This window comes from Streptomyces sp. NPDC026092, assembly GCF_040638605.1.
Lineage (GTDB): Bacteria > Actinomycetota > Actinomycetes > Streptomycetales > Streptomycetaceae > Streptomyces.
In genome coordinates, this window is the sequence record NZ_JBEZYN010000001.1 from 176,696 (window position 1) to 201,450 (window position 24,755).

Here is a 24,755-nt window from a genome sequence, read left to right on the forward strand (position 1 = left end):
CGCGCGTTCCGTCAGCTACCCGGCTTCACCAGCGTCACCAGGAACGACTTCGCCGGGCCCACGTTGCCGGCCGCGTCGATCGTGCGGTACTCGATCGTGTGCGTGCCGTAGTCCGGGGTGGCGTCGTCCCACGGCACCGCGCGGCTCCGGCCGAGCTTCCCGTAGACGAGGTCGTCGATAACGGTGCCGCTCGGCGAGAAGCGGAACGGCGCATCGGCATCGGTGGGCCAGCCGTAGTACGTGTACCAGCCGTCACCGTTCACCCGGAACTGGCGCACCACGGAACCCGGTTGGTCGTCCCGCGCCGCGAGGCCCATCGTGAACGGACCGTCGTAGACGTACTCGACGGGCCGGCCCGGTCGGTTCACCGTGCGCAGCGGAGTGGACAGTTCGTACGAGGCCGTGGCCGGCCGGGCGTCCACCGTCCACCTCAACTCGGCGTCCGTGCCCGCGATCCGGGCGGTCAGGGTGTGCGCCCCCGGGGTGAGCCGCAGTGTCCGCAGGTCCAGGTCCCGGTCGTTGCCCGGGTTCGCGGCCGGCCGGCCGTCGAGCCACCACCGGACGGCCGGGGCGGAGCGCGTCGGGTGGGTGGTGTCCGCGTGGACCACCGAGCGCGCGCCCACCGGGGCCGTCGTCGGGGTGTGGCCCGTGAACGCCGGCCCAGTGCCGTCGCCGGGCGTGGTCAGCGCGCGGTCCACGGTCCAGCTCACCGTGCGGGTCAGCGCCGCCGAGCCGCGTACCGCCGGGTCCCGCACGAACGGCGTCGGGTCGGTCACCGTCGCCGTCAGGGTGTGGGTGCCGGGGGAGAGGGGGAGGGCGCGCAGGTCGACCGTGCGGGCGTTGCCGGTCCTGAGCGTGCGGCCGTCGAGGCGCCAGACGACGTCGAGTTCACCGCCCAGCGGGTGCAGGGTGTCCACCCACACCGTCCGGTCCGCCCCGATCGGTGCCGAGTCGGGGGTGTGGTCCTGGACGAGGTTCACCTTCGCGGAGATCGCCCGGACCATCACCTCGCGCTCGACCTGGTCGAAGGCGTAGCCGAGGGTCTTCATGATCGAGTGCCGGCTGGGCCGCCAGACACCCGTGGTGCTGTACAGGCCGCCTTCGTGTCGCCCGATGACACCGCCCGCCTCGCTCGGTTCGCCCAGCCAGCGCCACCACTTGGCGCGCTGCTCGCGCATCTGAGCCTTGGTCAGCAGGGTGTGGTGGGCCGAGGCCGGCTCCGTACCCTCGTACGCGCCGCCCGCGACCCCGCGCGCGTAGTAGTCGTACTCGTCCTGGAGGCCGCCGAGCGAGTGGCCTATCTCGTGCGGGGTGATCAGCGAGGAGAGCGCGTTGCCGCCGGACGCCGTCGCGTAACTGCCGCCCGCGCCACCGTAGGTGTCGCTGTTCGCGAGGGCCACGATCTGCCGGTTGGCGGGGCTCGTGCCCGGGACGAGAGCGGCGAGCGCGGCGGCCTTCGTGCTGTCCACGGTCAGCAGCCGCTGGACACTCGCCGGGTTGCAGCCGCCCCAGAAGCCCATGTCCAGCGGGGTGTCGCGGCGGGGCGCGTCGAGGCCCGGGTCGCAGTCCACGCCCGACTCCGGCGAAGGGAGCTCCACCGCCCACACGTTGATGTACGAGCGGTACGAGGCGAACGGCTCGATGCTCCACAGCACACCCAGGTGCCTGTCGACGTCGGCCCGGAAGGCGGCCGTCTCCTCGGCGGTGTAGCCGTCGCCCATGACCACCAGGTTGAAGCGCTTCTCCGCGGGCCCGGTGAGTTGGACGGGGACGACGCGCGCGGCGGCGAGGGCCGGGTCGGCGGACTCGGCGACCGCCGGTCCCGCCGCCACCAGCCCGGCGGTCAGCAGACAGCCCGTGGTGAGACGGACGATCGCCCGTCGAAAACGTGTGCCAGGTGAGGTCATGGGGCGCGAGCGTAGGCCGCGCCCCTCGCTGCCGTAAAGATGTTCGCCGGACAGTCGTCCGGACGTTGATTCAGCGGCGCAGATACGCCAGTTCGGGATGCTCCGCCGTGTAGCCGTCGACCAGGCGTCGTGCCACCGAGACCGAGTCGACCAGCGGATGCAGCGCGAACGCCTTGACCGCCGTCGCCCGCTCGCCGCTCTCCGCCGCCGAGAGCACCTCGCGCTCGACCGCCTTCACCGCCGTCACCAGACCCACTGCGTGGTACGGCAGCGGTGCCACGGAGACCGGATGGGCGCCGGCCGCGTCCACGAAGCACGGCACCTCGATCACCGCGTCCGCGTCGAGCACCGAAAGGGTCGTGCCGTTACGGACGTTGAGGATGAGCGTGGCCCGCTCGTTGCGCGCGATCGCCCGCATCAGCGCCAGGGCCACCTTCTCGTACCCGCCCGACTCCAGGTCCTCCTCGTCCCGCTCCCCGACCCCGGCGGCCTCCCGGTTGGCGGCCATGTAGGTCGCCTCGCGGTCGGCGAGCGTACGGTGCCAGGCCGCCAGCGGAGGCGTGTCCGGCTTGCTCATCTGCGCGTAGAAACCGGCCTGTTGGTCGCGGAGGTACGCGCCCCGCGTCCGCTCGGCCTGCTGGTAGGCGCGGACGGCCTCGCGGTTGAAGTAGTAGTAGTGCAGGTACTCGTTGGGGATCGCGCCGAGCGAGCGCAGCCATTCGGGGCCGAAGAGCCGGCCCTCCTCGAAGGAGCCGAGCGTCTCCTCGTCCGCGAGCAGCCGCGGCAGCTCGTCCCGCCCGCCGACCCGCAGCCCCCGCAGCCAGCCGAGGTGGTTGAGGCCCACGTAGTCGATCCACGCCTCGGCCGGGTTCGCGCCCAGGATCCGGGCGACCCGGCGGCCGAGCCCGACGGGGGAGTCGCAGATGCCGACGACCCGGTCGCCGAGCACCCGGGACATCGCCTCCGTCACCAGGCCCGCCGGGTTGGTGAAGTTGATGACCCAGGCGTCCGGGGCGAGCGCGGCGACCCGCCGGGCGATGTGCGTCGCGACCGGCACCGTCCGCAGCCCGTACGCGATCCCGCCCGCGCCGACCGTCTCCTGACCGAGGACCCCTTCGGCGAGCGCGATCCGCTCGTCGGCGGCCCGGCCCTCCAGACCGCCGACCCGGATCGCCGAGAAGACGAAGTCCGCTCCGCGCAGCGCCTCGTCCAGATCCGTCGTCGCCGTCACCTCGGGGGCGTCCGGCACCCCCGCGCCCTGCTCCGCGAGGACCCGGGCGATCGCCGAGAGCCGGCCGCCGTCGAGGTCGTGGAGGGTCACCCGGGTGACCCGGCCCTCGGCGTGGTCGCCGAGCAGCGCGCCGTACACCAGCGGGACCCGGAATCCGCCGCCTCCGAGAATCGTCAGTTTCATGCTCGTACGCTACTCACCCGGCGGGCCCGGGCGGCCCACCGGGACGACGCGCCCGTCACCGCCCGAACGCGACCGCCACGGTGAGGAACACGGCGCCCACGCCGAACGCGAGGGCGAGGACCGTGACCTTGTACGCGACCGTGTCGAGCCGCGCCGTCTCCGGGCGCCCCGGCAGGTGCACCACCCGCACCCGGACTCCCTCCCGCGGGCTGCGGGGCGAGCCGCTCAGGTCGCTGGTGAACTCCCGGTGCGTGCCGTGTTCGTCGCGGAAGCCGACCACGGGGGAGTACACGCGACTGTTGCCCTCCCGGGAGGTGACCTCGTGACGCAGCGCCGCACCCTCGGAGCGGACTCCGGACCGCCGCATCCGCGTCTGCGTCCGCACCTCCCGCAGTCCGCCGGCCACACAGACCAGGCCCGCGAGGAGCAGGAGGATCTGCCAGGAGCTGTCCATGGAGCCACTCGCCTCTCGTCGCGCGTCGGTCCTCAGTCCGCAACGCGAAAGGGCGGGGTGGGGCGGTTCCGCCGAGCCGAGTCGCTCGTCACCCCACGTCGAGCGCGTTGCGCAGACCGAGCCGGAAACGCATCCGGTCGTGGCGCTTGAGCCCCTCCAGCTCCGGGGCGCGGAAGAGCGGCTCGACCGTGCAGCGCGCGGCCGTCGAGCCCGTACGGTCGAGCAGCGCGTTGACGGCCTGCCGGGCGGAGGCGTTGGCGCCCTCCATGGTGGCCAGGTCGATGTCGACGGCCACGTAGTCGCCGGCCAGATAGAAGTTCGGCACCCGCGTGGCGGCCTGCGGGCGGTTGTGGAAGGTGCCGACCGGGTGGACGAGGAGCTGGTCGTCGTTGGTCGGGTTCGGGGTGCCGAGGCCGTCCACGCCCGGGTCCAGGAACCAGGAGTGCAGGGAGCCGTCCTTCAGGACCGTACGGCCCGTGTCGTTGAAGCCGGCCTTCAGCTGCGCCCACACCTCGCGCGCCACTTCCGTACGGGTGCACTGCTTGGCCGTCTTGCCGTAGAGGATCCCGGGCCGGTCCCACTCCGAGATGTCCACCGACAGGCAGTCCACGACCGATCCGTCGCCGTAGTCGGCCGGGAAGTTCCGGGTCGGCCAGTGCTGCGCCTGCTGGATGCAGGTCAGGGACCAGGGGGAGTCGATCAGGTTGGCGTGCCCGGCGAGCAGCGGAGCCTTGTCGGTCAGATAGAACTGGATGCCCGTCATCCAGTCCGTCTCCAGACGGTCGCACCGGGTCAGCTGGGGATCGGCCGCCCGCAGCGCGGCGCCCCAGGTCCGGCGGGCGTGCTCCACCGGCAGGGCGGAGATGTAGTGATCGGCCGTGACCGACCTCCGTACGCCGTCCGGGTCCTCGATCACGGCGGCCGAGATCCGCCCGGCCGCCGCGTCGTACGCCATCTCGCGGACCGTCCAGCCGACCCGGAACTCCACGCCCAGACCGGTCAGATGGGTGACCCAGGGGTCGATCCACGCCTCGTTGGTCGGCAGGTCGAGGATCCGGTCGAGCGGTCCGTCGGCGCCGCGCCCGAGCGCGTTGAAGGCGAAGGCCTCGAGGAGGGTCGCGACCGTACGGGTGCTGGCCTCCTCGGCCTTGGTGGCCACGATGTTGCGGGTGAGCCCGACGGCGAGGATGCGCTGGTAGTCGTAGCTCATGCGGTCCGCGCGCAGGAACTCCCACCAGGGCGTGGCCTCCCAGGTGCCGTTCCGCCGCTCGTCGCAGCTGGTCAGGAAGACGAGGAAGCGGTTGACGAAGTACGCGGCCTCGTGGAGCGGGATGGACCGGGCGGTCTCCAGGAGCGCGGTCAGCGCGCGGCGGATCTCGTCGAGGGTGAGCTCGGCGGGCCGGTGACCGGGCCAGGGGAGCGGGATGCGCAGGTCCTCGCGGCCGGTGCGGGCGAAGGCCATCTCGGCCGGGGCGACGAGGTTGTCCCAGACGCCGTTGGCGTTCCCCGGGAAGGGGATGCGCCGCATCGTGTCGGGGAGGTTGTGGTAGATCCCGGGGATGAAGCGGAAGCCGTGCTCGGCGGGGAGCGCCCGCCGCCCGCCCCGAGCACTGTCCGGCACGTCCATCGAGCGGGCCTTGCCGCCGAGCGCCCGGCGCTCGTAGACGGTGACCCGGAAGCCGCGCTCGGCCAGTTCGTGGGCGGCGGTCAGACCCGCCACGCCACCGCCGAGCACGGCGACGGCAGGGGCCGCTGCCTGCTCGGCGCGGCCGGGCGTGGCGGCCGCGTGGGTCGGTACGGCTCCGACGCCGGCGGTGGCGGTGGCCGCGGTGACGGCGGCGGCCGTGCCGACGAAGGTGCGTCGCGAGGTGCCCGTACGGTTCATGCCCCAGCCCCTTTTGCTTACCGGCGGTAACAGTCACGTCCGGCGCAGGAGCATAAGGGCGTCCACCGGCCCCCGGAAGCGTCGTGCGGCCACCGCCCCGCACATGGCGCGATCCCGACCCCGCGCCCCGCACGACACAATGGGGGCCATGTCCCGCCGTAACGCCCGTAAGAGCCCCGCCCGTAAGACCGGGTCTGCCGCCACCGCCGTCTCCGCCGACTCGCCCTGCCCCTGCGGACTGCCCGCGTCGTACGGCGCGTGCTGCGGGCGCTTCCACGCGGGGCCCGCCACCGCGGCGCCCACCTGCGAGCTGCTCATGCGCTCCCGCTACAGCGCCTTCGTCGTCCGCGACTCCGCGTACCTGCTGCGCACCTGGGCACCGGAGACCCGCCCCGGCGAGGTCGACTTCGACCCGTCCATGCGCTGGGCGGGCCTGGAGATCCGGGAGACGACCGACGGCACGGCCTTCCACCAGTCCGGAACGGTCACCTTCGTCGCCCGCTACACCCACGGCGGCGAGGCCGGCTCGCTCCACGAGCGCAGCCGCTTCCGCCGCCACGAGGGCGCCTGGGTCTACGTCGACGGGGACTTCATCGACGAGGCGTGAGCCGCCCGCTGCTCACGAGGAGATCCCGACCTGCTCCCGCTTGCGCGGCAGCCCCTGCGCCAGGTCCTCCGCGATCAGCTTTTTCGCGATGGCGTCCGCCGCCGCCCGCAGCTCGGGGCCGCTCGGCCGGCCCCGCTCCTCCTCGACCCGGTCCTTCAGCCAGTCGCCCCACGCGCGTGTGATGACCTCGGCCTCGCGCTCGCCCGCCCGCGTGTGCGAGAGCAGGTTGCCGTCCCGGGTCAGGAACCCCTCGTCGACCATGCGCTGGAAGACCGGCAGCAGGACCTCCGGGGGGACCCGCCGTCCGGCGGAGATCAAGCCGAGACTGGCGTGCCCGACCGTGCGGGTGAAGAGTTCGACCTGCATCACCGCCCACGCGCCCGCCGTGTCGAGCCGGGTGTCGGAGTCGGCGACGATCCGGCGCGCGGTGTCCAGGTCGGTCTTCCGCAGGATCCTGCCGACGGAGAGTTCGAGGAGCTTGGCGGAGTCGCCCGATGAGGTGGGCGAGGCGAAGCCCTCGCCCATGTCGGGGGCCGAGGCGCGGGCGGTGTCCCTGAGCGGCACCTGCTTGAGGAAGAGCGCGACGACGAAACCGATCGCCGCGACCGGCACCGTCCAGAGGAAGACCGTGTGCAGGGTGTCCGCGTACGCCTGGACGATCGGCGCCGCCACGTCGTCCGGCAGCCCGTGGAGCCCGGCCGGACTCGTCGCGGCCGTGGCGATCTCGGACGCGGACAGGCCCGGCCCGGCGACCGCAGCCGCCTCGCCGACGCCCTGGGCCAGGTTGGGCTTGAGGGAGTTGGCGTAGATCGTGCCGAAGACCGCGGTGCCGAAGGAGCTGCCGAGCGTACGGAAGAAGGTGACGCCCGAGGTCGCGGTGCCGAGGTCGGCGTACTCCACCGTGTTCTGCACGGCGATGGTGAGCACCTGCATGCACAGACCGATGCCGGCGCCGAGCACGAACATGTACAGGGACTCCAGCCAGGCGTTGGTGTCCGTGTCCATCAGGGACAGCAGGAAGAGGCCGACGCCCATCACCAGACAGCCCACGATGGGGAAGATCCGGTACGTGCCGGTCTTGCTGACGGCGTTGCCGCTGTAGATCGAGGCGATCAGCAGACCGATGACCATGGGGAGGGTCCGGATGCCGGAGACGGTGGCCGAGTCGCCGTCGACGTACTGGAGGTAGGACGGCAGGAAGGTCAACGAGCCGAGCATCGCGAAGCCGACGACGAAGCTCAGCACGGAGCAGACGGTGAAGACCGGATTGGCGAACAGCCGCATGGGCAGCATCGGTTCCGCCGCGCGGGTCTCCACCCAGCAGAAGAGCGCGAGCGCGATGAGTCCGCCGACGAAGAGCCCGATGATGACGCCTGAACCCCAGGCGTACTCGTTCCCGCCCCAACTGGTGGCCAGGATCAGGGCGCTGGACCCGGCGGCGACCAGGGCGATGCCCGCGTAGTCGATGATCGGCTTGCTCGCCGAGCGTACGGAGGGGATGGTGCGGGCCGCCGCGATGACGACCAGGATCGCGATCGGGACGTTGACGTAGAACGCCCAGCGCCAGCTCAGATGGTCGGTGAAGAGCCCGCCGAGCAGCGGTCCGATCACGGTGGAGACGCCGAAGACCGCGCCGATCGCGCCCTGGTACTTGCCCCGGTCGCGCAGGGGGATGACATCGGCGATGAGCGCCATGGCGGTGACCATCAGGCCGCCGGCGCCGATGCCCTGCAGTCCGCGCCAGACGATCAGCAGCGTCATGTTGGTGGCGAGGCCGCAGAGGAAGGAGCCGGTGATGAAGACGATCGCCGAGATCTGGAAGATCACCTTGCGGCCGAAGAGGTCACCGAACTTGCCGACCAGAACGGTGGCGACCGTCTCCGCGAGCAGGTAGGAGGTGACCACCCACGACATGTGGGCGGCGCCGCCCAGGTCCGAGACGATCGTCGGGAGGGCGGTCCCCACGATCGTCTGGTCGAGCGCCGCGAGCAGCACACCGAGCATGATCGTGCCGAAGACGATGTTGCGGCGGCGGCTGTCGAGCACGGGTGGCGAGGCGGCCGGGGGCGCGGGTGCGGCGTCGCTGGTGGTGGTCACCTTCGCAGCCTCACACCGGGCGGCGTCACCCGCATGCGGGGAACACCCGAACCGGTGCGGTACCGGGGCGGCGCCCCGAACGGCCTAAAGGAAGCCGGGTTCCTGGCGCGGGCGGACCGGCAGCAGGGGGTGGTGCTTGGCCAGGATCTTGTTCGCCCGGGCGAGCGCGGAGAGCGCGTGCTCGCGGTCCGCCCGGTCCTCCGCGCAGAGCGGGCCCCGGAACCGCAGCACCTCGCGCGCCGCGCAGTCGGCGTCGACCTCCGCCTGCAGGACGTGCAGCGGCAGGCAGGACCCGATCATGGCGGCCACGCGGTCGGGAATCGGGACGGGTACGAGGGGCGAGGGCGAGGTGATCACGGGCCAGTCCTTGTGGGTACGGGGTTCGGGTGTGGGGTCTCCCTCCTCATACGTACAGGATCGGCTTCCCGGTTCGGAGACGGGGTTGTCTCCGCGGGGCAACGGCGGGGCCCTCGTTCGGCGGGGTGTGCGGACGTTCGCCGCCCGGTCCGGGAGTGCCGCCCGCCGCGCCCCGCGGTGTTCCCGCAGGTGCGCGCCGCGCGGGGCGATCTTCCTCGTCGAGCGGCCGGTCGACTCGCCCATTTGTTCGCCAAACCTGGGATCGGGCGTCCGCACGTGAATGTGAAGCATCTCACTCCCGAAAGGGCAGGCCCGGCGCTCCCGAAAGGGCGGCCGGGCGGAGCGGAATCACTCGGGTCCGGTCGTGCGCGAAAGGTTGAAATCTGGTTACGGGTGAGTAGGTTGACTGGGCGACAGGCCACCCGGAAGTCCCGCTCGTTCCCCGTCCGCACCCGCGAACAGGAGCCGCCATGGGCGTACGCAAGGACCTGAGGCAGGCAAGGAAGCGCCCCGACCTGATCGGGCGCTTCCCCGTGCGGCTCGTCCGGGAGGACGGCGTCGTCCGGGAGGCCCACACGCCCCTGCCGGCCGGGCCCGCGCCGTCCGGGACCCCCGCCGACATCCCCTTCGGCCACGCCGCCGAGGACCCCGGCGCGATCGTCATGCGCCGCCAGGAGCACGGGAACTGGCGACCCGTCACCGCCGCCGAGTTCGCCGGAGACGTCGTCGCCGTGGCGAAGGGGCTGATCGCGGCGGGCGTCGAACCCGGAGGGCGGGTCGGGCTCATGGCCCGTACCGGGTACGCGTGGGCCGTGCTCGACTTCGCCATCTGGTCGGCCGGCGGACAGACCGTCCCCGTCTACCCCACCTCCTCGCCCGACCAGGTCGCCTGGATCCTGCACGACTCCGGCACCCGGCATGTCGTCACCGAGTGCGCCGAACACACCGCCACCGTCGCCGAGGCCGCCGCCACGCTCCCCGAGCCGGTCCGCACCTGGCAGACCGACGCCGGCGGCCTGGCCGAACTCGCCGCCCTCGGCGCGGAGATCGCCGACGCCGTACCGGCCGAGCGTCGCGCCGGGCTCACCCCGGACACGGTCGCGACCCTCTGCTACACGTCCGGCACCACCGGCCGCCCCAAGGGCTGCGCCCTCACCCACGGCAACCTCCACGCCGAGGCGCGCGCCACGGTGGAGCTGCTGCACCCGGTCTTCCAGGCGATCACGGGCGAACCCGCCTCGACCCTCCTCTTCCTGCCCCTCGCCCACATCCTCGGACGCGTCATCCAGCTCGCCTGTCTGATGGCACGCATCGAGATCGGCCAGTTCCCCAGCATCAAGCCCGACGAACTCCGCCCCGAACTGCGCCGGTTCAGGCCCACGTTCGTCGTCGGCGTGCCGTACCTCTTCGAGAAGATCCACGACACCGGCCGCGCCACCGCAGAGAAGCTCGGCCGGGGCGCCTCCTTCGACCGTGCCGACTCCATAGCCGTGCGCTACGGCGAGGCCTCCCTGAGCCACGCCCTCGGCACGGGACCCCGCCCCGGCGCCGGCCTCACCGCCGCCCACGCCCTCTACGACCTGCTCGTCTACCGGCGGATCCGCAAGGAGCTCGGCGGGAACCTGCGGTACGCCATCAGCGGCGGCTCCCCGCTCGACAGCCGCCTCAGCCACTTCTTCTACGCCTCCGGGGTCCTCGTCTACGAGGGCTACGGCCTCACCGAGACGAGCGCGGCCGCCACCGTCACCCCGCCCCTGCGCCCACGGCCCGGCACCGTCGGCCGCCCGGTGCCCGGCACCGGCGTCCGGATCGCCGACGACGGCGAGGTGCTCCTCAAGGGCCCCATCGTCTTCACCGGGTACTGGAACAACCCCGAGGCCAGTCAGGAGGTGCTGCGGGACGGCTGGTTCGCCACCGGCGACCTGGGCGCCCTCGACGAGGACGGCTATCTCGTCATCACCGGCCGCAAGAAGGACATCCTGGTCACCTCAGGGGGCAAGAACGTCTCGCCCGCCGTCCTGGAGGACCGGCTGCGCAGCCGCCCGCCGGTCGGCCAGTGCCTGGTCGTCGGCGACAACCGCCCGTACATCGGGGCGCTCGTCACCCTCGACCCCGAGGCGATCCAGCACTGGCTGGCCGTACGGAAGCGGCCGGCGGACACCCCCGTGGCCGTGCTCGCCGAGGACCCGGAGCTGCTCGCCGACCTCCAGAAGGCCGTCGACCACGCCAACCGGGCCGTCTCGCGGGCGGAGTCGATCCGCCGGTTCCGGGTCGTCGCGGGGGAGTTCACCGAGGAGAGCGGGATGCTGACCCCGTCCCTCAAGGTCAAGCGGCACGCGGTCATGGCGGCGTACGGGAGGGAGATCGACGCGCTGTACGGCTAGGGCCTGTCCGGCGGACTACGCCAGCACCTCCGAGAGGTCGTACGAGACCGGCTCCTCGAGCTGCCCGTACCCGCAGGACTCCGGCGCCCGGTCCGGCCGCCACCGCTTGAACTGGGCCGTGTGCCGGAAGCGGTCGCCCTCCATGTGGTCGTACCCCACCTCGCAGACCCGCTCGGGCCGCAGCGCCACCCAGGACAGGTCCTTCTTCCCCGACCAGCGGCTCGGCGCGCCCGGCAGCCGGGCGCCCGCGTGCGCGGCCTCCTCGGCCCAGGCGGCCCACGGGTGCCCGTCGGGCGGGTCCATCCGCAGCGGCTCGAGCTCGGCGATCAGCTCCTCGCGCCGCTTGGCGGTGAAGGCCGCACAGACTCCGACGTGCTGGAGGGTGCCGCCGTCGTCGTACAGACCGAGGAGGAGTGAACCGACGACGGGACCGCTCTTGTGGAAGCGGTAGCCGGCCACCACCACATCGGCCGTCCGCTCGTGCTTGATCTTGTACATCAGCCGGGCGTCCGGCCGGTACGGCAGGTCGAGCGGCTTGGCGATGACCCCGTCGAGGCCCGCCCCTTCGTACTGCTCGAACCAGCGCGCCGCGACCTCCGGGTCGGTCGTCGCGGGCGCCAGGTGGACCGGGGCGTCGACGCCGCGCAGGATCTCCTCCAGGGCGGCCCGCCGGTCGGTCAGCGGGGTGTCGAGCAGCGAGTCGTCGTCGAGGGCGAGCAGGTCGAAGGCGATGAACCGGGCCGGGGTCGTCCCCGCCAGCATCCGCACACGCGAGTCGGCGGGATGGATGCGCTCGGAGAGCCGGTCGAAGTCGAGCCGCCCGTCGTGCTCGATCACGATCTCGCCGTCGACCACGCACCGCCGCGGCAGCCGGGGGAGCAGCGCCTCGACCAGCTCGGGGAAGTAGCGGGTCAGGGGCTTGCCCGTGCGGCTGCCGATGACCAGCTCGGAGCCGTCGCGGTGCACGATGGCGCGGAACCCGTCCCACTTGGCCTCGTACTGCATGCCCGGCGGAATCTTCTTCACGGACTTGGCCAGCATCGGCTTCACGGGCGGCATCACCGGGAGATCCATGGACTGATTGTCCGGTATGCGGGGAATGTCGGCGAGCCCTACGCTGACACGCATGGCGAGCAAGACGGCAGCGGTGGAACTGGAAGTCGGCGAGCGGACGGTACGCGTCTCCAATCCGGACAAGGTCTACTTCCCCGAACCCGGCTACACCAAGCTCGACATGGTCAGTTACTACCTGGCCGTCGGTGGCGGCATCACCCGCGCCCTGCGGGACCGCCCCACCACCCTGGAGCGCTACCCCGACGGGGTCACCGGCGAGTCCTTCTTCCAGAAGCGCGCCCCCAAGTACCTCCCCGAGTGGATCCCGACCGCGCACATCACCTTCCCCAGCGGGCGCTCCGCCGACGAGATGTGCCCGACCGAGCCCGCCGCCGTCCTCTGGGCGGCCAACCTCGGCGCGGTCACCTTCCACCCCTGGCCCGTACGGCGCGAGGACACCGACCACCCCGACGAGCTGCGCATCGACCTCGACCCCCAGCCCGGCACCGACTACGCCGACGCCGTACGCGCCGCCCACGAGCTGCGCGCCGTCCTGGACGAGCACGGGCTGCGGGGCTGGCCCAAGACCTCGGGCGGGCGCGGCCTGCACGTCTTCGTGCCGATCGAGCCGCAGTGGACCTTCACCCAGGTCCGGCGCGCGGCGATCGCCTGCGGCCGCGAGCTGGAGCGCCGGATGCCGGACCGGGTGACCATCAAGTGGTGGAAGGAGGAGCGCGGCGAGCGGATCTTCGTCGACTACAACCAGACCGCACGCGACCGCACGATCGCCTCCGCCTACTCCGTGCGCCCCCGCCCGCACGCCCCCGTCTCCGCCCCGCTGAACTGGGACGAGATCGACGACGCCGTGCCCCGGGACTTCGACATCAAGACCATGCCCGCCCGGTACGCGGAGGTCGGGGACGTCCACGCCGACATGGACGACCGCCGCTTCAGCCTGGAGAGCCTGCTCGAACTGGCCCGCCGCGACGAGGCGGAGCACGGGCTCGGCGACCTGCCGTACCCGCCGGAGTACCCGAAGATGCCGGGCGAACCGAAGCGGGTGCAGCCGAGCAGGGCGAAGAAGAGCGAGGACTGACCGGGGAGCCTCAGAAACCCGGTTGCGGGCCGCGCGGAAGGGCCTCATGACGGCCTCCGGCGGGGGTGCCGGCGCCCGTCCGCAGGGGGCCGCGTGTGGGGTGATCGGCCCTCGTGCACCCATGGCGTGGAGGGCCGTACAGCGCCTTCTCCGAGCCCTTGTAAACCCCTCCTGAGCTGGGCTTTCTTCGGGATCTCCCCTAGCGTTCAGCCATCGGGAAAGGGGTGCCGGATGGACCGGAACATTCGTGATGTCGAGGACGTTCTGAAGCTGCTCGACGGGCTCTTCGCGCCGGAGGCCGATCGCTGGACCGCCGACGCGGCAGGCTGGTGGGACGGCTTCTACGGCGACCGGTCCAAGGGGGTGCCGTTCTTCGTCGCCAAGCCGGACGAGAGCCTGGTCTCGTACGTGGAGCGCGGCCTGATCGCGCCCGGCCGGGCCCTCGACCTGGGGTGCGGCCCCGGGCGCAACGCCCTGTACCTGGCGTCCCTGGGCTTCGAGGTGGACGCGGTGGACCTCTCCGACGAGGCGATCGGCTGGGCGCGGGAGCGGGCACGGGAGGCAGGCGCGGAGGTGCGCTTCCACCACGGGGACGCGTTCGAACTGGCCGGCGGCGCGCTGACCGGTCCGTACGACCTGATCTTCGACTCGGGGTGCTTCCACCATCTGCCGCCGCACCGACGGATCAGCTATCTCGCGCTGCTCGACCGGCTGCTCGCGCCCGGCGGCCATCTGGCCCTGACCTGCTTCGCCTCCGGCGCGATGGGCTCGGAGCTGCCCGACGCCGCGTTCTACCGGGAGCGCGAGCCGGGCCTGCACGGCGGGCTCGCCTACACGCCGGAGTCCCTGCGCCGGATCTTCGGGGAGCTGACCGAGGTCGAACTGCGCCGTATGCGGGACGAGCCCGCCGACTCCCCGCACTTCGGCGAGGAGTTCCTGTGGACGGCGCTCTTCGCCCGGCCCTGAGCCGTGCCGGGACGCTCGGCGCGCCGCGTTGAACGAACGCGGCGCGTCCGCATTGATCGAACGTTGAGGGACCGTTTACGGCCGCGCGGCAACGTATCGGCCATGCAGACCGACACCACCGTGATGACCGACCCGACCGCCCCCGACCTGTCCTGGCAGGAGAACGCCCTCTGCGCGCAGGCCGGGCCGGAGTTCTTCTTCCCGGCCCCCGGCTCCTCGACCCGCGAGGCGAAGCAGCTGTGCGGGGCGTGCGAGGGCCGGGTGGCCTGCCTCCAGTACGCGCTGGAGAACGACGAGCGGTTCGGGGTGTGGGGCGGCCTCTCCGAGAAGGAGCGGGGCCGGCTGAAGAGCACCGGCGGCGCCCGCCGCCGGCTCGCTCACTGAGCCGACGGCCGACGCCGCCGAGGTTGAGGTCAGTCGCCGAGGCGGCGGGTCAGCCCGCCGCGCGGGCCGCCATCCGCGCCTTGCGCGCGGCCAGCTTCTCGTCGAACTTCGACGCCTCGCTGTCCAGACCGTTCATGTACATCCCCAGCTCCTCCTGGGCCTTCAGGCCCTCCGGGCCGAGACCGTCGATCTGGAGCACCTTGAGGAAGCGCAGCACGGGCTGCAGCACGTCGTCGTGGTGGATCCGCATGTTGTAGATCTCGCCGATCGCCATCTGCGCGGCCGCCCGCTCGAAGCCCGGCATGCCGTGTCCCGGCATCCGGAAGTTCACGACGACGTCCCGCACGGCCTGCATCGTCAGGTCCGGGGCGAGCTCGAAGGCCGCGCCCAGCAGGTTGCGGTAGAAGACCATGTGCAGGTTCTCGTCGGTGGCGATGCGCGCCAGCATCCGGTCGCAGACCGGGTCGCCCGACTGGTGGCCGGTGTTCCGGTGCGAGATACGGGTGGCCAGCTCCTGGAAGGCGACGTACGCGACCGAGTGCAGCATCGAGTGCCGGTTGTCGGACTCGAAGCCCTCGCTCATGTGCGCCATCCGGAACTGCTCCAGCTTGTCCGGGTCCACCGCGCGCGAGGCCAGGAGGTAGTCCCGCATCACGATGCCGTGGCGGCCCTCCTCGGCGGTCCAGCGGTGCACCCAGGTGCCCCAGGCGCCGTCGCGGCCGAAGAGCGAGGCGATCTCGTGGTGATAGCTGGGCAGGTTGTCCTCGGTGAGGAGGTTGACCACGAGGGCGATCTTGCCGACCTCGGTGACCTTGGACTGGGACGGGTCCCAGGCCTCGCCGTCCTCGAAGAAGCCCGGGAAGTTCCGGCCGTCGGACCACGGCACGTACTCGTGCGGCATCCAGTCCTTGGTGACCTTCAGGTGCCGGTTCAGCTCCTTCTCGACCACCTCTTCCAGCGCGTAGAGGAGCCGCGCGTCGGTCCACCCTGCCGAGCTGCCGAGGTGGGGAGAGGTGAGCGTCACGGGGAACTCCTGGGGACGGAGAGAGGGCATACGGAACTACCTACGGATTCGTAGGTTACGAGACCGTAGGTTAAGGCCCCGTAAGGCCCCGGCCAAGCCCGCTGCGGCGATGTCCGGTTACGTTCCGTTATGTGTGCAGCTGGTGGCGGCGTACCGAGAGGCAGGTCACGGATCCGGGCGCGTCGGAGGTGGCTCGATCATGGCTACTCAGAGCAGATGGTCGGCCTGCCCCGCCTTGACGGCCGAGATCAGCGCGCGCAGCGCCTCGACCGAGTCGCTCACGTACTCGCCGGGCGTCAGGGTCGACCCGATGTAGGCGCGGCCGGCGTCGTCGAGGCCGAAGCGGAAGCAGTTGGCGCCCTCGCTGCAGAAGGCCTCGTTCCAGGCGATCTTCTCGGGGGCGGAGGGGTCCACGACGTTCATACGGGTTCCTTCAGAGGTCCTGGGCGAGCGCGTGGATGAACGCGCGCGATTCCGGTTCGGGCAGGGCGAGTCCGCGCAGCCGCTCCAACAGCCCGCGATAGCGCCTGAGTTGCATGTCGGCGTCGAGGAGGGTCGAGCCGTGGGAGGAGTCCAGCTGTACGGTGTCGAGCTGTGGCACGGGCGCCGCCACATAGGTGAACGACTGTCCCGCGCCCGGGAAACCGCCGGCCGTGAAGGGGATGACCCGCACGGTGATGGTGTCCCGTTCCGAGCGGGCGAGAATGTACTCCAGTTGGGCCCTGGCCACCTTCGGGCCGCCGAACTGCATCCGCAGCGCGGCCTCGTGGATCACCGCCTCGTAGAGCGTGGGCCGGTCCCGGTCCAGGACCTCCTGGCGGCGCAGCCGCAGGGCCACCCGCGCCCGCAGATCGGGTCCTGGCAGCGGTGGGTCTGCGGTGTCGAAGACCGCCCTCGCGTGCTCCTCCGTCTGCAGGAGGCCGGGGATGTGCGTGGTGACGGCGGTGTGCAACTCCGAGGCATGGAACTCGAGTTCGGCGATGTCGAGCAGCCCGGGCGGCAGCAGCCCGCGGTGCTCCTCCCACCAGCCGCGGTCGCGCTCCTGGGCCGTCGCGGCGAGCAGGTCGACGAGGCCGGTGTCCGGGCAGCCGTAGTTGAAGGCGAGGGTGCGCACCCGCTCGGCGCTGATGCCGAAGCGGCCCGACTCGATGTTCGGGATACGGGTCCGGTCGACGCCCAGGAGGGCGGCGGCCTGCTGGGCCGACATCCCCGACTGTTCGCGCAGTTTGCGCAGCTCGTTCCCGAGGCGCTGCTGGCGCGCGGTCGGGGTGCTCCTGGGTGGCACGGCTCGTTCTCCCCTTCTGGCCGGCCAGGGCGGCCGACGTTTTGGCCGGAATGACACGACTACCCGCAAGTAGTAGCACCGTGCTCCGGTCGTGCGCTACGGTCGGTAGCGCCAGTCTCACGCGCGGCGACCGTACCTGTGTGTGAGCACCCCCACACGCACAGGAAATGTGAGCAACACGATGAAAGGCGCCCTGCGTTGCCTCCCGTCCGTCCTCGCGGCCGGGCCCATACCTCCTGCCACGGAGAACCTCAGCTACTCGATGGTCCTGCCCGGAGGTGCCTACTGCGCCGGACTGGCCCGGCAGGCCGTGCGGAGCCTGCTCGACCGGCACGGTCTGACCGAGCTCCGTGACACCGCCGTGCTCGCCGCCTCGGAACTGGTCGCCGCCGCCTACCGTTTCACCCCCGACCGGGAGATGATCCTGCGCGTCCGCTGGCAGTTCGAGGCCCTGCGGATCGTTCTCTACGACCAGCATCCAGCCCATTCCTCGGCCGACAAGGCCGAGGAGTGCCGCGACCGCCGCAGCCGCAGCATGTGGCTGCTGGCCGCGGCGGTCGACACGCAGGGCGGGGACTGGGGACTCGCCCCGGTGCTCACGCCCGGTGGCGGGACGAAGTCCTGGGCGTTACTCCACCGTTGAGTCCGTATGCCCAGCGCCGATCCCCTACTGAACCGTGGCCGCGATCTCCTTTGCGACCTCCTCCGCGCTCGTCGGCCGAAGCTCGCCGTCGAGCAGCAGCCAGCGGGTGATCCCCAGCGACTCCAGGAACGGCACGTCGTGGCTCGCCACGATCAACGCCCCTTCGTACGCCTCCAGGGCCGCCGTCAGCTTCCGTACCGACGCCATGTCCAGATTGTTCGTCGGCTCGTCCAGCATCAGCAGCTGAGGCGCCGGTTCGGCGAGCAGCAGCGCCGCGAGCGTCGCCCGGAAGCGCTCCCCTCCGGACAGCGTCCCGGCCGGCTGGTCCGCCCGCGCGCCCCGGAAGAGGAACCGGGCGAGGCGCGCCCTGATCGCGTTGCCCGTCGCCTCCGGCGCGAACCGGGCGACGTTCTCCACCACGCTCAACTCCTCGTCGAGGACGTCGAGTCGCTGCGGCAGGAACCGCAGCGGCACATGGGTCTCGACCTCGCCCGCCACCGGCGCGAGCTCCCCGGCGATCGTGCGCAACAGCGTCGTCTTGCCGGCCCCGTTGCGGCCCACGAGCGCGATCCGCTCGGGCCCGCGGAGCTCGAACCCGCCGCCCACCCGGGCGCCGTACCGCAGCTCCAGCTCGCGCAGTGTCAGCACCTCGCGGCCCGGATGGACCGTGGTGCGCGGCAGCTCGATCCTGATCTCGTCGTCGTCGCGCACCGCCTCCTCCGCCACGTCGAGCCGTTCGCGCGCCTCGGCCAGGCGATCGGCGTGCAGGGCGCTGTGCTTGCCCGCCGAGACCTGCGCCGCCGCCTTGCGGCCGTTGGCGACGATCTTCGGTACGACCTTGTTGTCGAAGCTCTTCCTGCCGTACCGCTTGCGGCGCGCCAACTTCATCTGCGCCTCGGACAGTTCGCGCTTCTGACGCTGCACATCGGCCTCGGCCACCCGGACCATCCGCTCGGCCGCCTCCTGTTCGGCGGCGAGTGCCTCCTCGTAGGCCGAGTAGGCGCCGCCGTACCAGGTGACCTCGCCGTCGTGCAGATCGGCGATCTGGTCGACCCGCTCCAGGAGTTGCCGGTCGTGGCTGACCACGACGAGCACTCCGGTCCAGGCGTCCACGGCCTCGTAGAGCCGGGTACGGGCGTACAGGTCGAGGTTGTTCGTCGGCTCGTCGAGCAGCAGGATGTCCGGCCGGGCGAGCAGCAGGGCCGCGAGCCGCAGCAGGACCGACTCGCCGCCGGACACCTCGCCGATGGTCCGGTCGAGGCCGATGTGGCCGAGACCGAGCTGGTCGAGCGTGGCACGGGCCCGCTCCTCCACGTCCCAGTCGTCGCCGACCGCGGCGAAGTGCTCCTCGGCCGGATCGCCCGCCTCGATGGCGTGCAGCGCGGCCCGGGTCGCGGCGATCCCGAGGGCCTGGTCGACCCGGAGCGCGGTGTCCAGGACCAGGTTCTGCGGGAGGTAGCCGACCTCGCCGACGGTACGGACCGTGCCGTCGGCAGGGGTCAGTTCACCGGCGACGAGCTTGAGGAGCGTCGACTTCCCCGAGCCGTTCAGGCCGATGAGCCCGGTACGGCCGGGGCCGACCGTGAGCTGGAAGTCGTCAAGGACCTGGGTGCCGTCCGGCCAGGAGAAGGACAGGGACGAGCAGGTGATGAACGTGGGATGGGTCGCCATGGTGGCCTCCCTGTTGCGAGAGCGTGGGCTGGGGCAACGGGTGAGACACCGGGGCGCGGGCAGGCGGAAATGCTCGTACGCCGAGGGCGAAGACGGCACACGCGGCGCTGCGTGAAGCAGCTCATGGGCACGCGCGGCACGGTGTCTCGCATCCTCAGACGAGCAACGGCCTTCTCCGATCGGGCGACAACAGGGCCAGGTCAGGACGGTACGCGCGGACGCCGAGCGGAGGCAACCGAATTAACGCGCGCGGGTGGATCGGACGGGGTGAACGGGCCGGAGGACCGCGCCGTCAGCCCTCCAGGAGCTGGGCCAGGTCCCCGTCCCAGTCCAGGTACTGGTGCTCGCGGCCGGCCGGCACGAGGTGCTGCGAGCGCTGGATGAAGTGCCGCAGCTCGGAGGTGCGGACGTGCACGACGGCGACGCCCTCGGGAGCGTGGAACTCGACGACGGTACGGTCGTATCCGTACGGGCGCACCCGGACGTCGCCGAGACCCGCCGGGCCGTCGACGCCCTGGACGAGGAGCTCGCGGGCGAACGCCCAGGAGACCTCGACACCCTCCAGGGTCGCGGGTGGCGGGAACGCCATGCTCACCGCGAAGGGGTCCTCGCGGTCGTACCGCAGTGTGGCGGGGACGGTTTCCATCCGGGGCGCGGATGCGACCAGACGGGCCTGAACGGCCTGCTCGATGACGGTGGACAAGGCCAGCTCCTGTCGCGCGGCTTCGGTTCCTGACGTCTCCCTGACACAAGGGAAGACGAACGATGGGGCAAGAACGTGCACTGGGGGGTCACGTGAGCTGTGTCACCGCCGCCCCCGTGCGTGAGGCGGTCTGGACGGGGTCACCGGGGTGGGCTAGCTTCCGGCGCCATGACGTCCAAGGGGAAGACGAGACGAATGATGTCGGTGGGGCTGAGCGGGCTGGCCCTCGCGGCGGCCCTGACGGTCCCGGCGTACGGCGCGTCGGACGGTGGCGGCTCCGGCGGTGCGTCGGGCGGCGCCCCGCACGCCGGGCCGTACGGTGCCGGCTGGCAGCTGACGGAGACCGGTACGGACGCCCGCTTCCGCGGCCTCGCGGCCGTCGACCGCAGGACCGCCTGGGCCGCGGGCTCGAAGGGGACCGTGCTGCGGACCACGGACGGCGGCCGGAGCTGGCGGAACGTCTCGCCGCCCGGGGCCGGGGAGCTGGAGCTGCGCGACGTCGAGGCCTTCGACGCCCGGCGCGCCGTGGTCCTCGCGATCGGGGAGGGGGAGGCCTCGCGGGTCCTGCGGACCGACGACGGCGGAGCCACCTGGACGGAGTCCTTCCGCAACACCGACCCGCGCGCCTTCTACGACTGCATCACCTTCTTCGACCAGCGCCACGGCCTCGCCATGAGCGACCCGGTCGACGGGAAGTACCGCATCCTCTCGACGCGGGACGGCGGCCGATCCTGGGCGGTGCTGCCCGACGCGGGGATGCCGGCCGCGCTGCCCGGAGAGGCCGGGTTCGCGGCGAGCGGCCAGTGCCTGGTCTCCTCCGGGCCGAGGGACGTCTGGCTGGCGACCGGCGGCGGCGCCACCGCGCGCGTGCTGCACTCCCGCGACCGGGGCCTGAACTGGACCGTCGCGGAATCCACGATCCCGGCGGGCGATCCGGCGCGCGGAGTCTTCGGACTCGCCTTCCGCGACCGCGCGCACGGCATCGCCGTCGGCGGCGACTACCGCGCGGGCCAGGCCTCGCCGCACGCGGCCGCGGTCACCGGCGACGGCGGACGCCGCTGGAAGGCCGCCTCGACCCCGCCGCCCGCGTACCGTTCGGGCGTCGCCTGGCTCCCGCACTCCCGGACCGCCGCGCTCGCGGTCGGCCCGACCGGCACGGACCTGACGACGGACGGCGGCCGCACCTGGCGGACCGTCGACACCGGCTCGTACGACACGGTCGACTGCACCCGGGACGGCGCCTGCTGGGCCTCCGGAGAGAAGGGCCGCATCGCCCGCCTGAACGGCCGATAGATCCTCAGGAAGGGAGCTGCTCGCGGTACGGGGCGAGGGCCTCGGCCGTCTTCGTCGCGTAGAACTCCGTGATCCGGTACGTGCACACGTTCTCGACGGTGAACGGGTCGGCCGCCACGATCTTCTCGATCTCCGCGCGGTCGACCCCGGCGGCGAGCACGATGCCGCCGTCGCGCGGGTTCTTGCGCCCGGAGGCGATGAAGACGCCGGCGGCGTACTGCGCGTCGAGCCACTCGACGTGCGCGTCGAGCAGCGCGTCGGCCCGCTCGACCGGGCCGGTGTAGGTCAATTCCAGTACGAACATGATCGGCAGGCTACCCGGGGCCCGGACGGCGGCGCGGAAACCGTTCGCCTGTCGGACGGGGGAGCGCCGTAGGGTGGCCGTCATCATGACGATCATCGACGTTCCCGAGGGCTGGCCCACCGACGAGGCGACGGCCCGCGCCGTGCAGGAGGAGCTGCGGGAGCGGCTCGTGCTCGACGAGCCGGGACCGGCGCCCGGCACGGGCCATGTCACGGGGCTCGACGTCGCCTACGACGACGAGCGCGACCTCGTCGCCGCCGCGGCCGTCGTCCTGGACGCCCGCACGCTCGACGTGGTGGAGGAGGCGACGGCGGTCGGCCGGGTGTCGTTCCCGTACGTGCCTGGGCTGCTCGCCTTCCGCGAGATACCGACCGTGCTCGCCGCGCTCGCCGGACTGACCGCGGACCCGGGGCTGCTCGTCTGCGACGGCTACGGTCTCGCCCACCCGCGCCGCTTCGGCCTCGCGAGCCACCTGGGCGTGCTGACAGGGCGCCCGTCGATCGGCGTCGCGAAGAACCCCTTCACCTTCGACCACGACCTGCCGGGCCCGGACCGGGGCGACTTCAGCCCGCTGCTCGCGTCCGGCGCATCGGGTGCATCGGGTGCATCGGGTACATCGCGTACGGAGGAGGTCGGCCGGGCCCTGCGCACGCAGGCCGGGGTGAAGCCCGTCTTCGTCTCCGTCGGCCACCGGGTCTCCCTGGACAACGCCTGCGCCCACACCCTGTTGCTCGCCCCGCGCTACCGCATCCCCGAGACGACCCGGCACGCCGACTCCCTCTGCCGCCGTGCTCTCCGTGCGGCCCTGTGGGCGGACGGGGTGGGGGATGAGTAGCGGGACTGAGTACGCGTACGGATGGCGGGACGTGATCACGCGCGGCAGGCTGGGGCCCATGACATCCCCCGTCTCCGCACCTCCGCGCACCGCCGGCCGTGGCATGCACACCCTGCTCGCCGGGGCCGGTCTTCTCGCCCTGGCCTGGGTCTGCGCCATGATCTACGTCGTCGTCGCGTGGGTGTCGGCATGATCGGCACGCTCCAGTGTGTGGTCCTGGACTGCACCGACGTCATGGAGCTCGCCGTCTTCTACCAGCAGGTCCTGGGCGGTGAGATCAACCGCCCCGACGGACAGTGGGCCCTCAACGAGGCCTGGGCGACCCTGCACGACGCCTCCGGCGCGCCGGTGCTCTGCTTCCAGGGCGTGGCCGACCACCGCCCGCCCGTCTGGGGAGCGCCCGAGCAGCAGTTCCACCTCGACGTCCGGGTCGCCGACCTGGAGACCGCCCACGACGCGGTGCTCGCGCTCGGGGCCTCGCTGCTCGACGACGGGGGCGGCGACCGGGCCTGGCGCACCTACGCCGACCCGGCCGGCCACCCCTTCTGTCTCGTACGCCACTAGGGCCCCTGGGAGGCGTCAGCCCTTGTACGCCACCCGGAAGCGGATGCCGGCCGCCCGCAGCCGGTCGAGCAGCGCGTCGCCCATCGCGACCGCCGTCGTGACCTGTCCCGAGGTCTTCGGCAGGCCGTCGTCCAGGGCGAGGCAGAGCGCCGACTCGGCAAGGATCTTCGCCGTCTCGCCGTACCCCGGGTCGCCGCCCGAGACCTCCGTGAAGACGCGCCGTCCGCCGCCCTCGCCGACGAAGCGCACGGTGAACCAGCTCCGTGCGCGCCGCTCCTCGCTCGGGCCCTGCCCGGCCTCGTAACGACTCATCAGCCAGCGCCGTACGGGGGCGAGTTGGGCCGCTGCAAGCCCTGAGCCGACCAGGGCGGAGCCGCCGATCGCCATCGGGAGCGTCTTGACGGAGGCGTAGTGCCGGTAGACGAAGTCGGGGCCGTACACGTCGAGCGCGCGGGCCGAACGGGCTACCACCTGGGCATCTATGGTAGGCAGCGGCAGCGCCCAAGTGCCGGTCTCCCGGCTGAAGCGCGGCCCGCCGATCGGGGAGCGCGCCCTGCGGCCCACCAACCGGGGCTCGTGCAGCCGCCGTTCGCGCGCGGCGCGCAGGGTCTCCCGGCCGCGCCCCATCGCCGTCAGGGCGGACGCGAACGTGCCGCCCGAGAAGATGGCGCCGACGCGCACGAAGCCGTCGATCCGCAGCGGGACGTCCTTGGGCAGCTGCTGGACGGTGAAGTAGGCGCCCAGGTCGTGCGGTACGGAGTCGAAGCCGCACGCGTGCACGATCCGCGCGCCGGTCTCCCGGGCGCGGGCGTCGTGGCGTACGTACATCCCGTCGACGAACTCCGGCTCGCCGGTGAGGTCCACGTAGTCCGTGCCGGCCTCCGCGCACGCCGCCACCAACTGCTCGCCGTACCAGATGTACGGGCCGACCGTGGTGGCCACCACCCGTGTGGACGTGGCCAGTTCGCGCAGGGACGCCGCGTCCGTGGAGTCCGCGACGACGAGCGGCAGCTCGGCGCAGCGGGGCCACCGCGCCGCGAGGCGCTCGCGCAGCGCGCTCAGCTTGGCGCGGCTGCGCCCGGCGAGCGCCCACCGGAACCCGGGCGGCGCGTGCTCGGCCAGATACTCCGCGGTGAGCTCGCCGACGAACCCCGTCGCCCCGAAGAGCACGACGTCGTACGCCCGCTCCGCCGTGTCCCGCTCCACACCGTTCCCGTTCTCCATACGGCCCTCGCCTTCCCCTGCGGCTTCCCCTGCTTCATCTGCGAGCGCGGAGCCTAGCGGTAGCTCCGGGGGGATCCGTCAGCGGTAGTCGTCCGGGTGGCCCTGCATCCAGGTGTTGATCCGGTCCCGGGTGGAGATCAGCAGGGTCTGGTGCTTCTTCAGGTTCGGGTACGTGGTGTCGCCCGCCAGGGTGGTCCGCAGCTTCTCGATCCAGGCGATCGGCTCGGGGAAGTGGCCCGGCCCCTTCGGGTCCGCCTTCATGGCGCGGTCGAGCCCGTCGAGCTCCTCGTGGACGCGGCCCAGGAAGTACGCGCAGTCGGTGGCGCAGCTGTCGTCGAGCGTGGCCTGCAGCCCGGCGAAGGCGTCCCGCACCAGCTCGGGACCGGGCGTGGGCTCCCCGTCGGTCGCCTCCGCCACGCCGGGGTCCGCGCTCGCTTCGGCGCCCGCGCCCCCGTCGGCTCCAGTGGCGACCGGCGAGGCGGTCGAGCCGGCCGTCGCGTCCGCCGCGGTGTCCTCTCCCGAGGTGGAACACGAGATGAGCAGGGCGGCGGCGAGCGGTACGGCGAGCAGGGCGGTCATTCCGCGTCGTGATGTGCGCATGACGG

At 72.3% G+C, this 24,755-nt stretch carries 24 protein-coding genes and 1 pseudogene; 10 read left to right on the top strand and 15 right to left on the bottom strand.

What is annotated here, in order from left to right:
- Positions 1 to 11 precede the first annotated feature (11 nt).
- From AB0F56_RS00795 to AB0F56_RS00810, 4 genes are all read right to left on the bottom strand, one after another.
- Complete coding sequence (locus tag AB0F56_RS00795; protein WP_362002576.1) at positions 12 to 1,907, bottom strand: M64 family metallopeptidase; 1,896 nt, start codon at positions 1,905 to 1,907, stop codon at positions 12 to 14.
- A gap of 70 nt (positions 1,908 to 1,977) precedes the next feature.
- Positions 1,978 to 3,321: a 6-phospho-beta-glucosidase gene (locus tag AB0F56_RS00800; RefSeq protein WP_362002578.1), complete on the bottom strand. Its 1,344-nt coding sequence runs from the start codon at positions 3,319 to 3,321 to the stop codon at positions 1,978 to 1,980.
- 55 nt (positions 3,322 to 3,376) lie between these two features.
- On the bottom strand, positions 3,377 to 3,775 hold the full coding sequence (locus tag AB0F56_RS00805) for a DUF3592 domain-containing protein (RefSeq protein WP_362002580.1): 399 nt from the start codon (positions 3,773 to 3,775) through the stop codon (positions 3,377 to 3,379).
- 88 nt (positions 3,776 to 3,863) lie between these two features.
- Entirely contained in the window at positions 3,864 to 5,660 is a 1,797-nt protein-coding gene (locus AB0F56_RS00810) for an FAD-dependent oxidoreductase (RefSeq protein WP_362002581.1), read from the bottom strand.
- A gap of 148 nt (positions 5,661 to 5,808) precedes the next feature.
- On the opposite strand from AB0F56_RS00810, the gene AB0F56_RS00815 reads away from it, so the two are divergent.
- Positions 5,809 to 6,267 (top strand): YchJ family metal-binding protein, encoded by a 459-nt coding sequence (locus AB0F56_RS00815; protein WP_362002583.1) that lies wholly within the window; start codon positions 5,809 to 5,811, stop codon positions 6,265 to 6,267.
- Positions 6,268 to 6,279: 12 nt separating this feature from the next.
- Here the strand turns inward: AB0F56_RS00815 and AB0F56_RS00820 are convergent.
- Positions 6,280 to 8,370 (bottom strand): annotated as a pseudogene (locus AB0F56_RS00820) (MDR family MFS transporter); the annotation flags it as partial.
- A gap of 78 nt (positions 8,371 to 8,448) precedes the next feature.
- Entirely contained in the window at positions 8,449 to 8,718 is a 270-nt protein-coding gene (locus AB0F56_RS00825; protein WP_362003190.1) for a hypothetical protein, read from the bottom strand.
- A 473-nt stretch (positions 8,719 to 9,191) separates the two neighbouring features.
- On the opposite strand from AB0F56_RS00825, the gene AB0F56_RS00830 reads away from it, so the two are divergent.
- Positions 9,192 to 11,105, top strand: coding sequence for an AMP-dependent synthetase/ligase (locus AB0F56_RS00830; protein ID WP_362002585.1), 1,914 nt, complete (start codon positions 9,192 to 9,194; stop codon positions 11,103 to 11,105).
- A gap of 15 nt (positions 11,106 to 11,120) precedes the next feature.
- On the opposite strand, the gene AB0F56_RS00835 is transcribed toward AB0F56_RS00830, so the two are convergent.
- The gene (locus tag AB0F56_RS00835) at positions 11,121 to 12,179 is read right to left on the bottom strand and encodes an ATP-dependent DNA ligase (protein ID WP_362002586.1); all 1,059 of its coding nucleotides are present in this window, start codon (positions 12,177 to 12,179) and stop codon (positions 11,121 to 11,123) included.
- A gap of 52 nt (positions 12,180 to 12,231) precedes the next feature.
- Between AB0F56_RS00835 and ligD the strand changes: the two genes are divergently transcribed.
- The 3 genes from ligD to AB0F56_RS00850 all read left to right on the top strand — a co-directional run bounded on the left by ligD (position 12,232) and on the right by AB0F56_RS00850 (position 14,604).
- On the top strand, positions 12,232 to 13,254 hold the full coding sequence (gene ligD / locus AB0F56_RS00840) for a non-homologous end-joining DNA ligase (protein WP_362002588.1): 1,023 nt from the start codon (positions 12,232 to 12,234) through the stop codon (positions 13,252 to 13,254).
- A 231-nt stretch (positions 13,255 to 13,485) separates the two neighbouring features.
- Entirely contained in the window at positions 13,486 to 14,220 is a 735-nt protein-coding gene (locus AB0F56_RS00845; RefSeq protein WP_362002590.1) for a class I SAM-dependent methyltransferase, read from the top strand.
- 102 nt (positions 14,221 to 14,322) lie between these two features.
- The gene (locus AB0F56_RS00850) at positions 14,323 to 14,604 is read left to right on the top strand and encodes a WhiB family transcriptional regulator (protein ID WP_362002592.1); all 282 of its coding nucleotides are present in this window, start codon (positions 14,323 to 14,325) and stop codon (positions 14,602 to 14,604) included.
- Positions 14,605 to 14,653: 49 nt separating this feature from the next.
- On the opposite strand, the gene AB0F56_RS00855 is transcribed toward AB0F56_RS00850, so the two are convergent.
- The 3 genes from AB0F56_RS00855 to AB0F56_RS00865 all read right to left on the bottom strand — a co-directional run bounded on the left by AB0F56_RS00855 (position 14,654) and on the right by AB0F56_RS00865 (position 16,913).
- A complete protein-coding gene (locus AB0F56_RS00855; protein WP_362002594.1) occupies positions 14,654 to 15,628 on the bottom strand; it encodes an acyl-ACP desaturase in 975 nt (324 codons plus the stop codon).
- A gap of 207 nt (positions 15,629 to 15,835) precedes the next feature.
- Positions 15,836 to 16,051 carry a hypothetical protein gene (locus AB0F56_RS00860; protein WP_362002596.1) on the bottom strand — a complete coding sequence of 72 codons (216 nt, stop codon included), beginning with the start codon at positions 16,049 to 16,051 and terminating at the stop codon, positions 15,836 to 15,838.
- A 10-nt stretch (positions 16,052 to 16,061) separates the two neighbouring features.
- Complete coding sequence (locus tag AB0F56_RS00865; protein WP_362002598.1) at positions 16,062 to 16,913, bottom strand: helix-turn-helix transcriptional regulator; 852 nt, start codon at positions 16,911 to 16,913, stop codon at positions 16,062 to 16,064.
- Between the two features lie 169 nt (positions 16,914 to 17,082).
- Between AB0F56_RS00865 and AB0F56_RS00870 the strand changes: the two genes are divergently transcribed.
- A complete protein-coding gene (locus AB0F56_RS00870) occupies positions 17,083 to 17,556 on the top strand; it encodes an ATP-binding protein (protein WP_362002600.1) in 474 nt (157 codons plus the stop codon).
- Positions 17,557 to 17,580: 24 nt separating this feature from the next.
- Here AB0F56_RS00870 and AB0F56_RS00875 read toward each other — a convergent pair whose 3' ends face one another.
- Both AB0F56_RS00875 and AB0F56_RS00880 read right to left on the bottom strand, forming a co-directional pair.
- Positions 17,581 to 19,227, bottom strand: coding sequence for an ABC-F family ATP-binding cassette domain-containing protein (locus tag AB0F56_RS00875; RefSeq protein WP_362002601.1), 1,647 nt, complete (start codon positions 19,225 to 19,227; stop codon positions 17,581 to 17,583).
- 292 nt (positions 19,228 to 19,519) lie between these two features.
- Positions 19,520 to 19,930, bottom strand: a complete 411-nt coding sequence (locus AB0F56_RS00880; protein WP_362002603.1) for an SsgA family sporulation/cell division regulator — start codon at positions 19,928 to 19,930, stop codon at positions 19,520 to 19,522.
- Between the two features lie 168 nt (positions 19,931 to 20,098).
- On the opposite strand from AB0F56_RS00880, the gene AB0F56_RS00885 reads away from it, so the two are divergent.
- A complete protein-coding gene (locus AB0F56_RS00885; protein WP_362002605.1) occupies positions 20,099 to 21,223 on the top strand; it encodes an oxidoreductase in 1,125 nt (374 codons plus the stop codon).
- Between the two features lie 4 nt (positions 21,224 to 21,227).
- Here AB0F56_RS00885 and AB0F56_RS00890 read toward each other — a convergent pair whose 3' ends face one another.
- Positions 21,228 to 21,527 (bottom strand): YciI family protein, encoded by a 300-nt coding sequence (locus tag AB0F56_RS00890; protein ID WP_362002607.1) that lies wholly within the window; start codon positions 21,525 to 21,527, stop codon positions 21,228 to 21,230.
- An 85-nt stretch (positions 21,528 to 21,612) separates the two neighbouring features.
- On the opposite strand from AB0F56_RS00890, the gene AB0F56_RS00895 reads away from it, so the two are divergent.
- The 3 genes from AB0F56_RS00895 to AB0F56_RS00905 are packed head-to-tail and all read left to right on the top strand — an operon-like array spanning position 21,613 to position 22,926.
- Positions 21,613 to 22,362, top strand: coding sequence for an endonuclease V (locus AB0F56_RS00895; RefSeq protein WP_362002609.1), 750 nt, complete (start codon positions 21,613 to 21,615; stop codon positions 22,360 to 22,362).
- A 58-nt stretch (positions 22,363 to 22,420) separates the two neighbouring features.
- Entirely contained in the window at positions 22,421 to 22,555 is a 135-nt protein-coding gene (locus tag AB0F56_RS00900) for a hypothetical protein (protein WP_362002611.1), read from the top strand.
- The gene (locus AB0F56_RS00905; RefSeq protein ID WP_362002613.1) at positions 22,552 to 22,926 is read left to right on the top strand and encodes a VOC family protein; all 375 of its coding nucleotides are present in this window, start codon (positions 22,552 to 22,554) and stop codon (positions 22,924 to 22,926) included. Before AB0F56_RS00900 ends, AB0F56_RS00905 begins: the two co-directional genes overlap by 4 nt.
- A 15-nt stretch (positions 22,927 to 22,941) precedes the next feature.
- On the opposite strand, the gene AB0F56_RS00910 is transcribed toward AB0F56_RS00905, so the two are convergent.
- A complete protein-coding gene (locus AB0F56_RS00910) occupies positions 22,942 to 24,150 on the bottom strand; it encodes a saccharopine dehydrogenase NADP-binding domain-containing protein (RefSeq protein WP_362002615.1) in 1,209 nt (402 codons plus the stop codon).
- A 78-nt stretch (positions 24,151 to 24,228) separates the two neighbouring features.
- Positions 24,229 to 24,750, bottom strand: a complete 522-nt coding sequence (locus tag AB0F56_RS00915; RefSeq protein WP_362002617.1) for a hypothetical protein — start codon at positions 24,748 to 24,750, stop codon at positions 24,229 to 24,231.
- Positions 24,751 to 24,755: the final 5 nt, after the last annotated feature.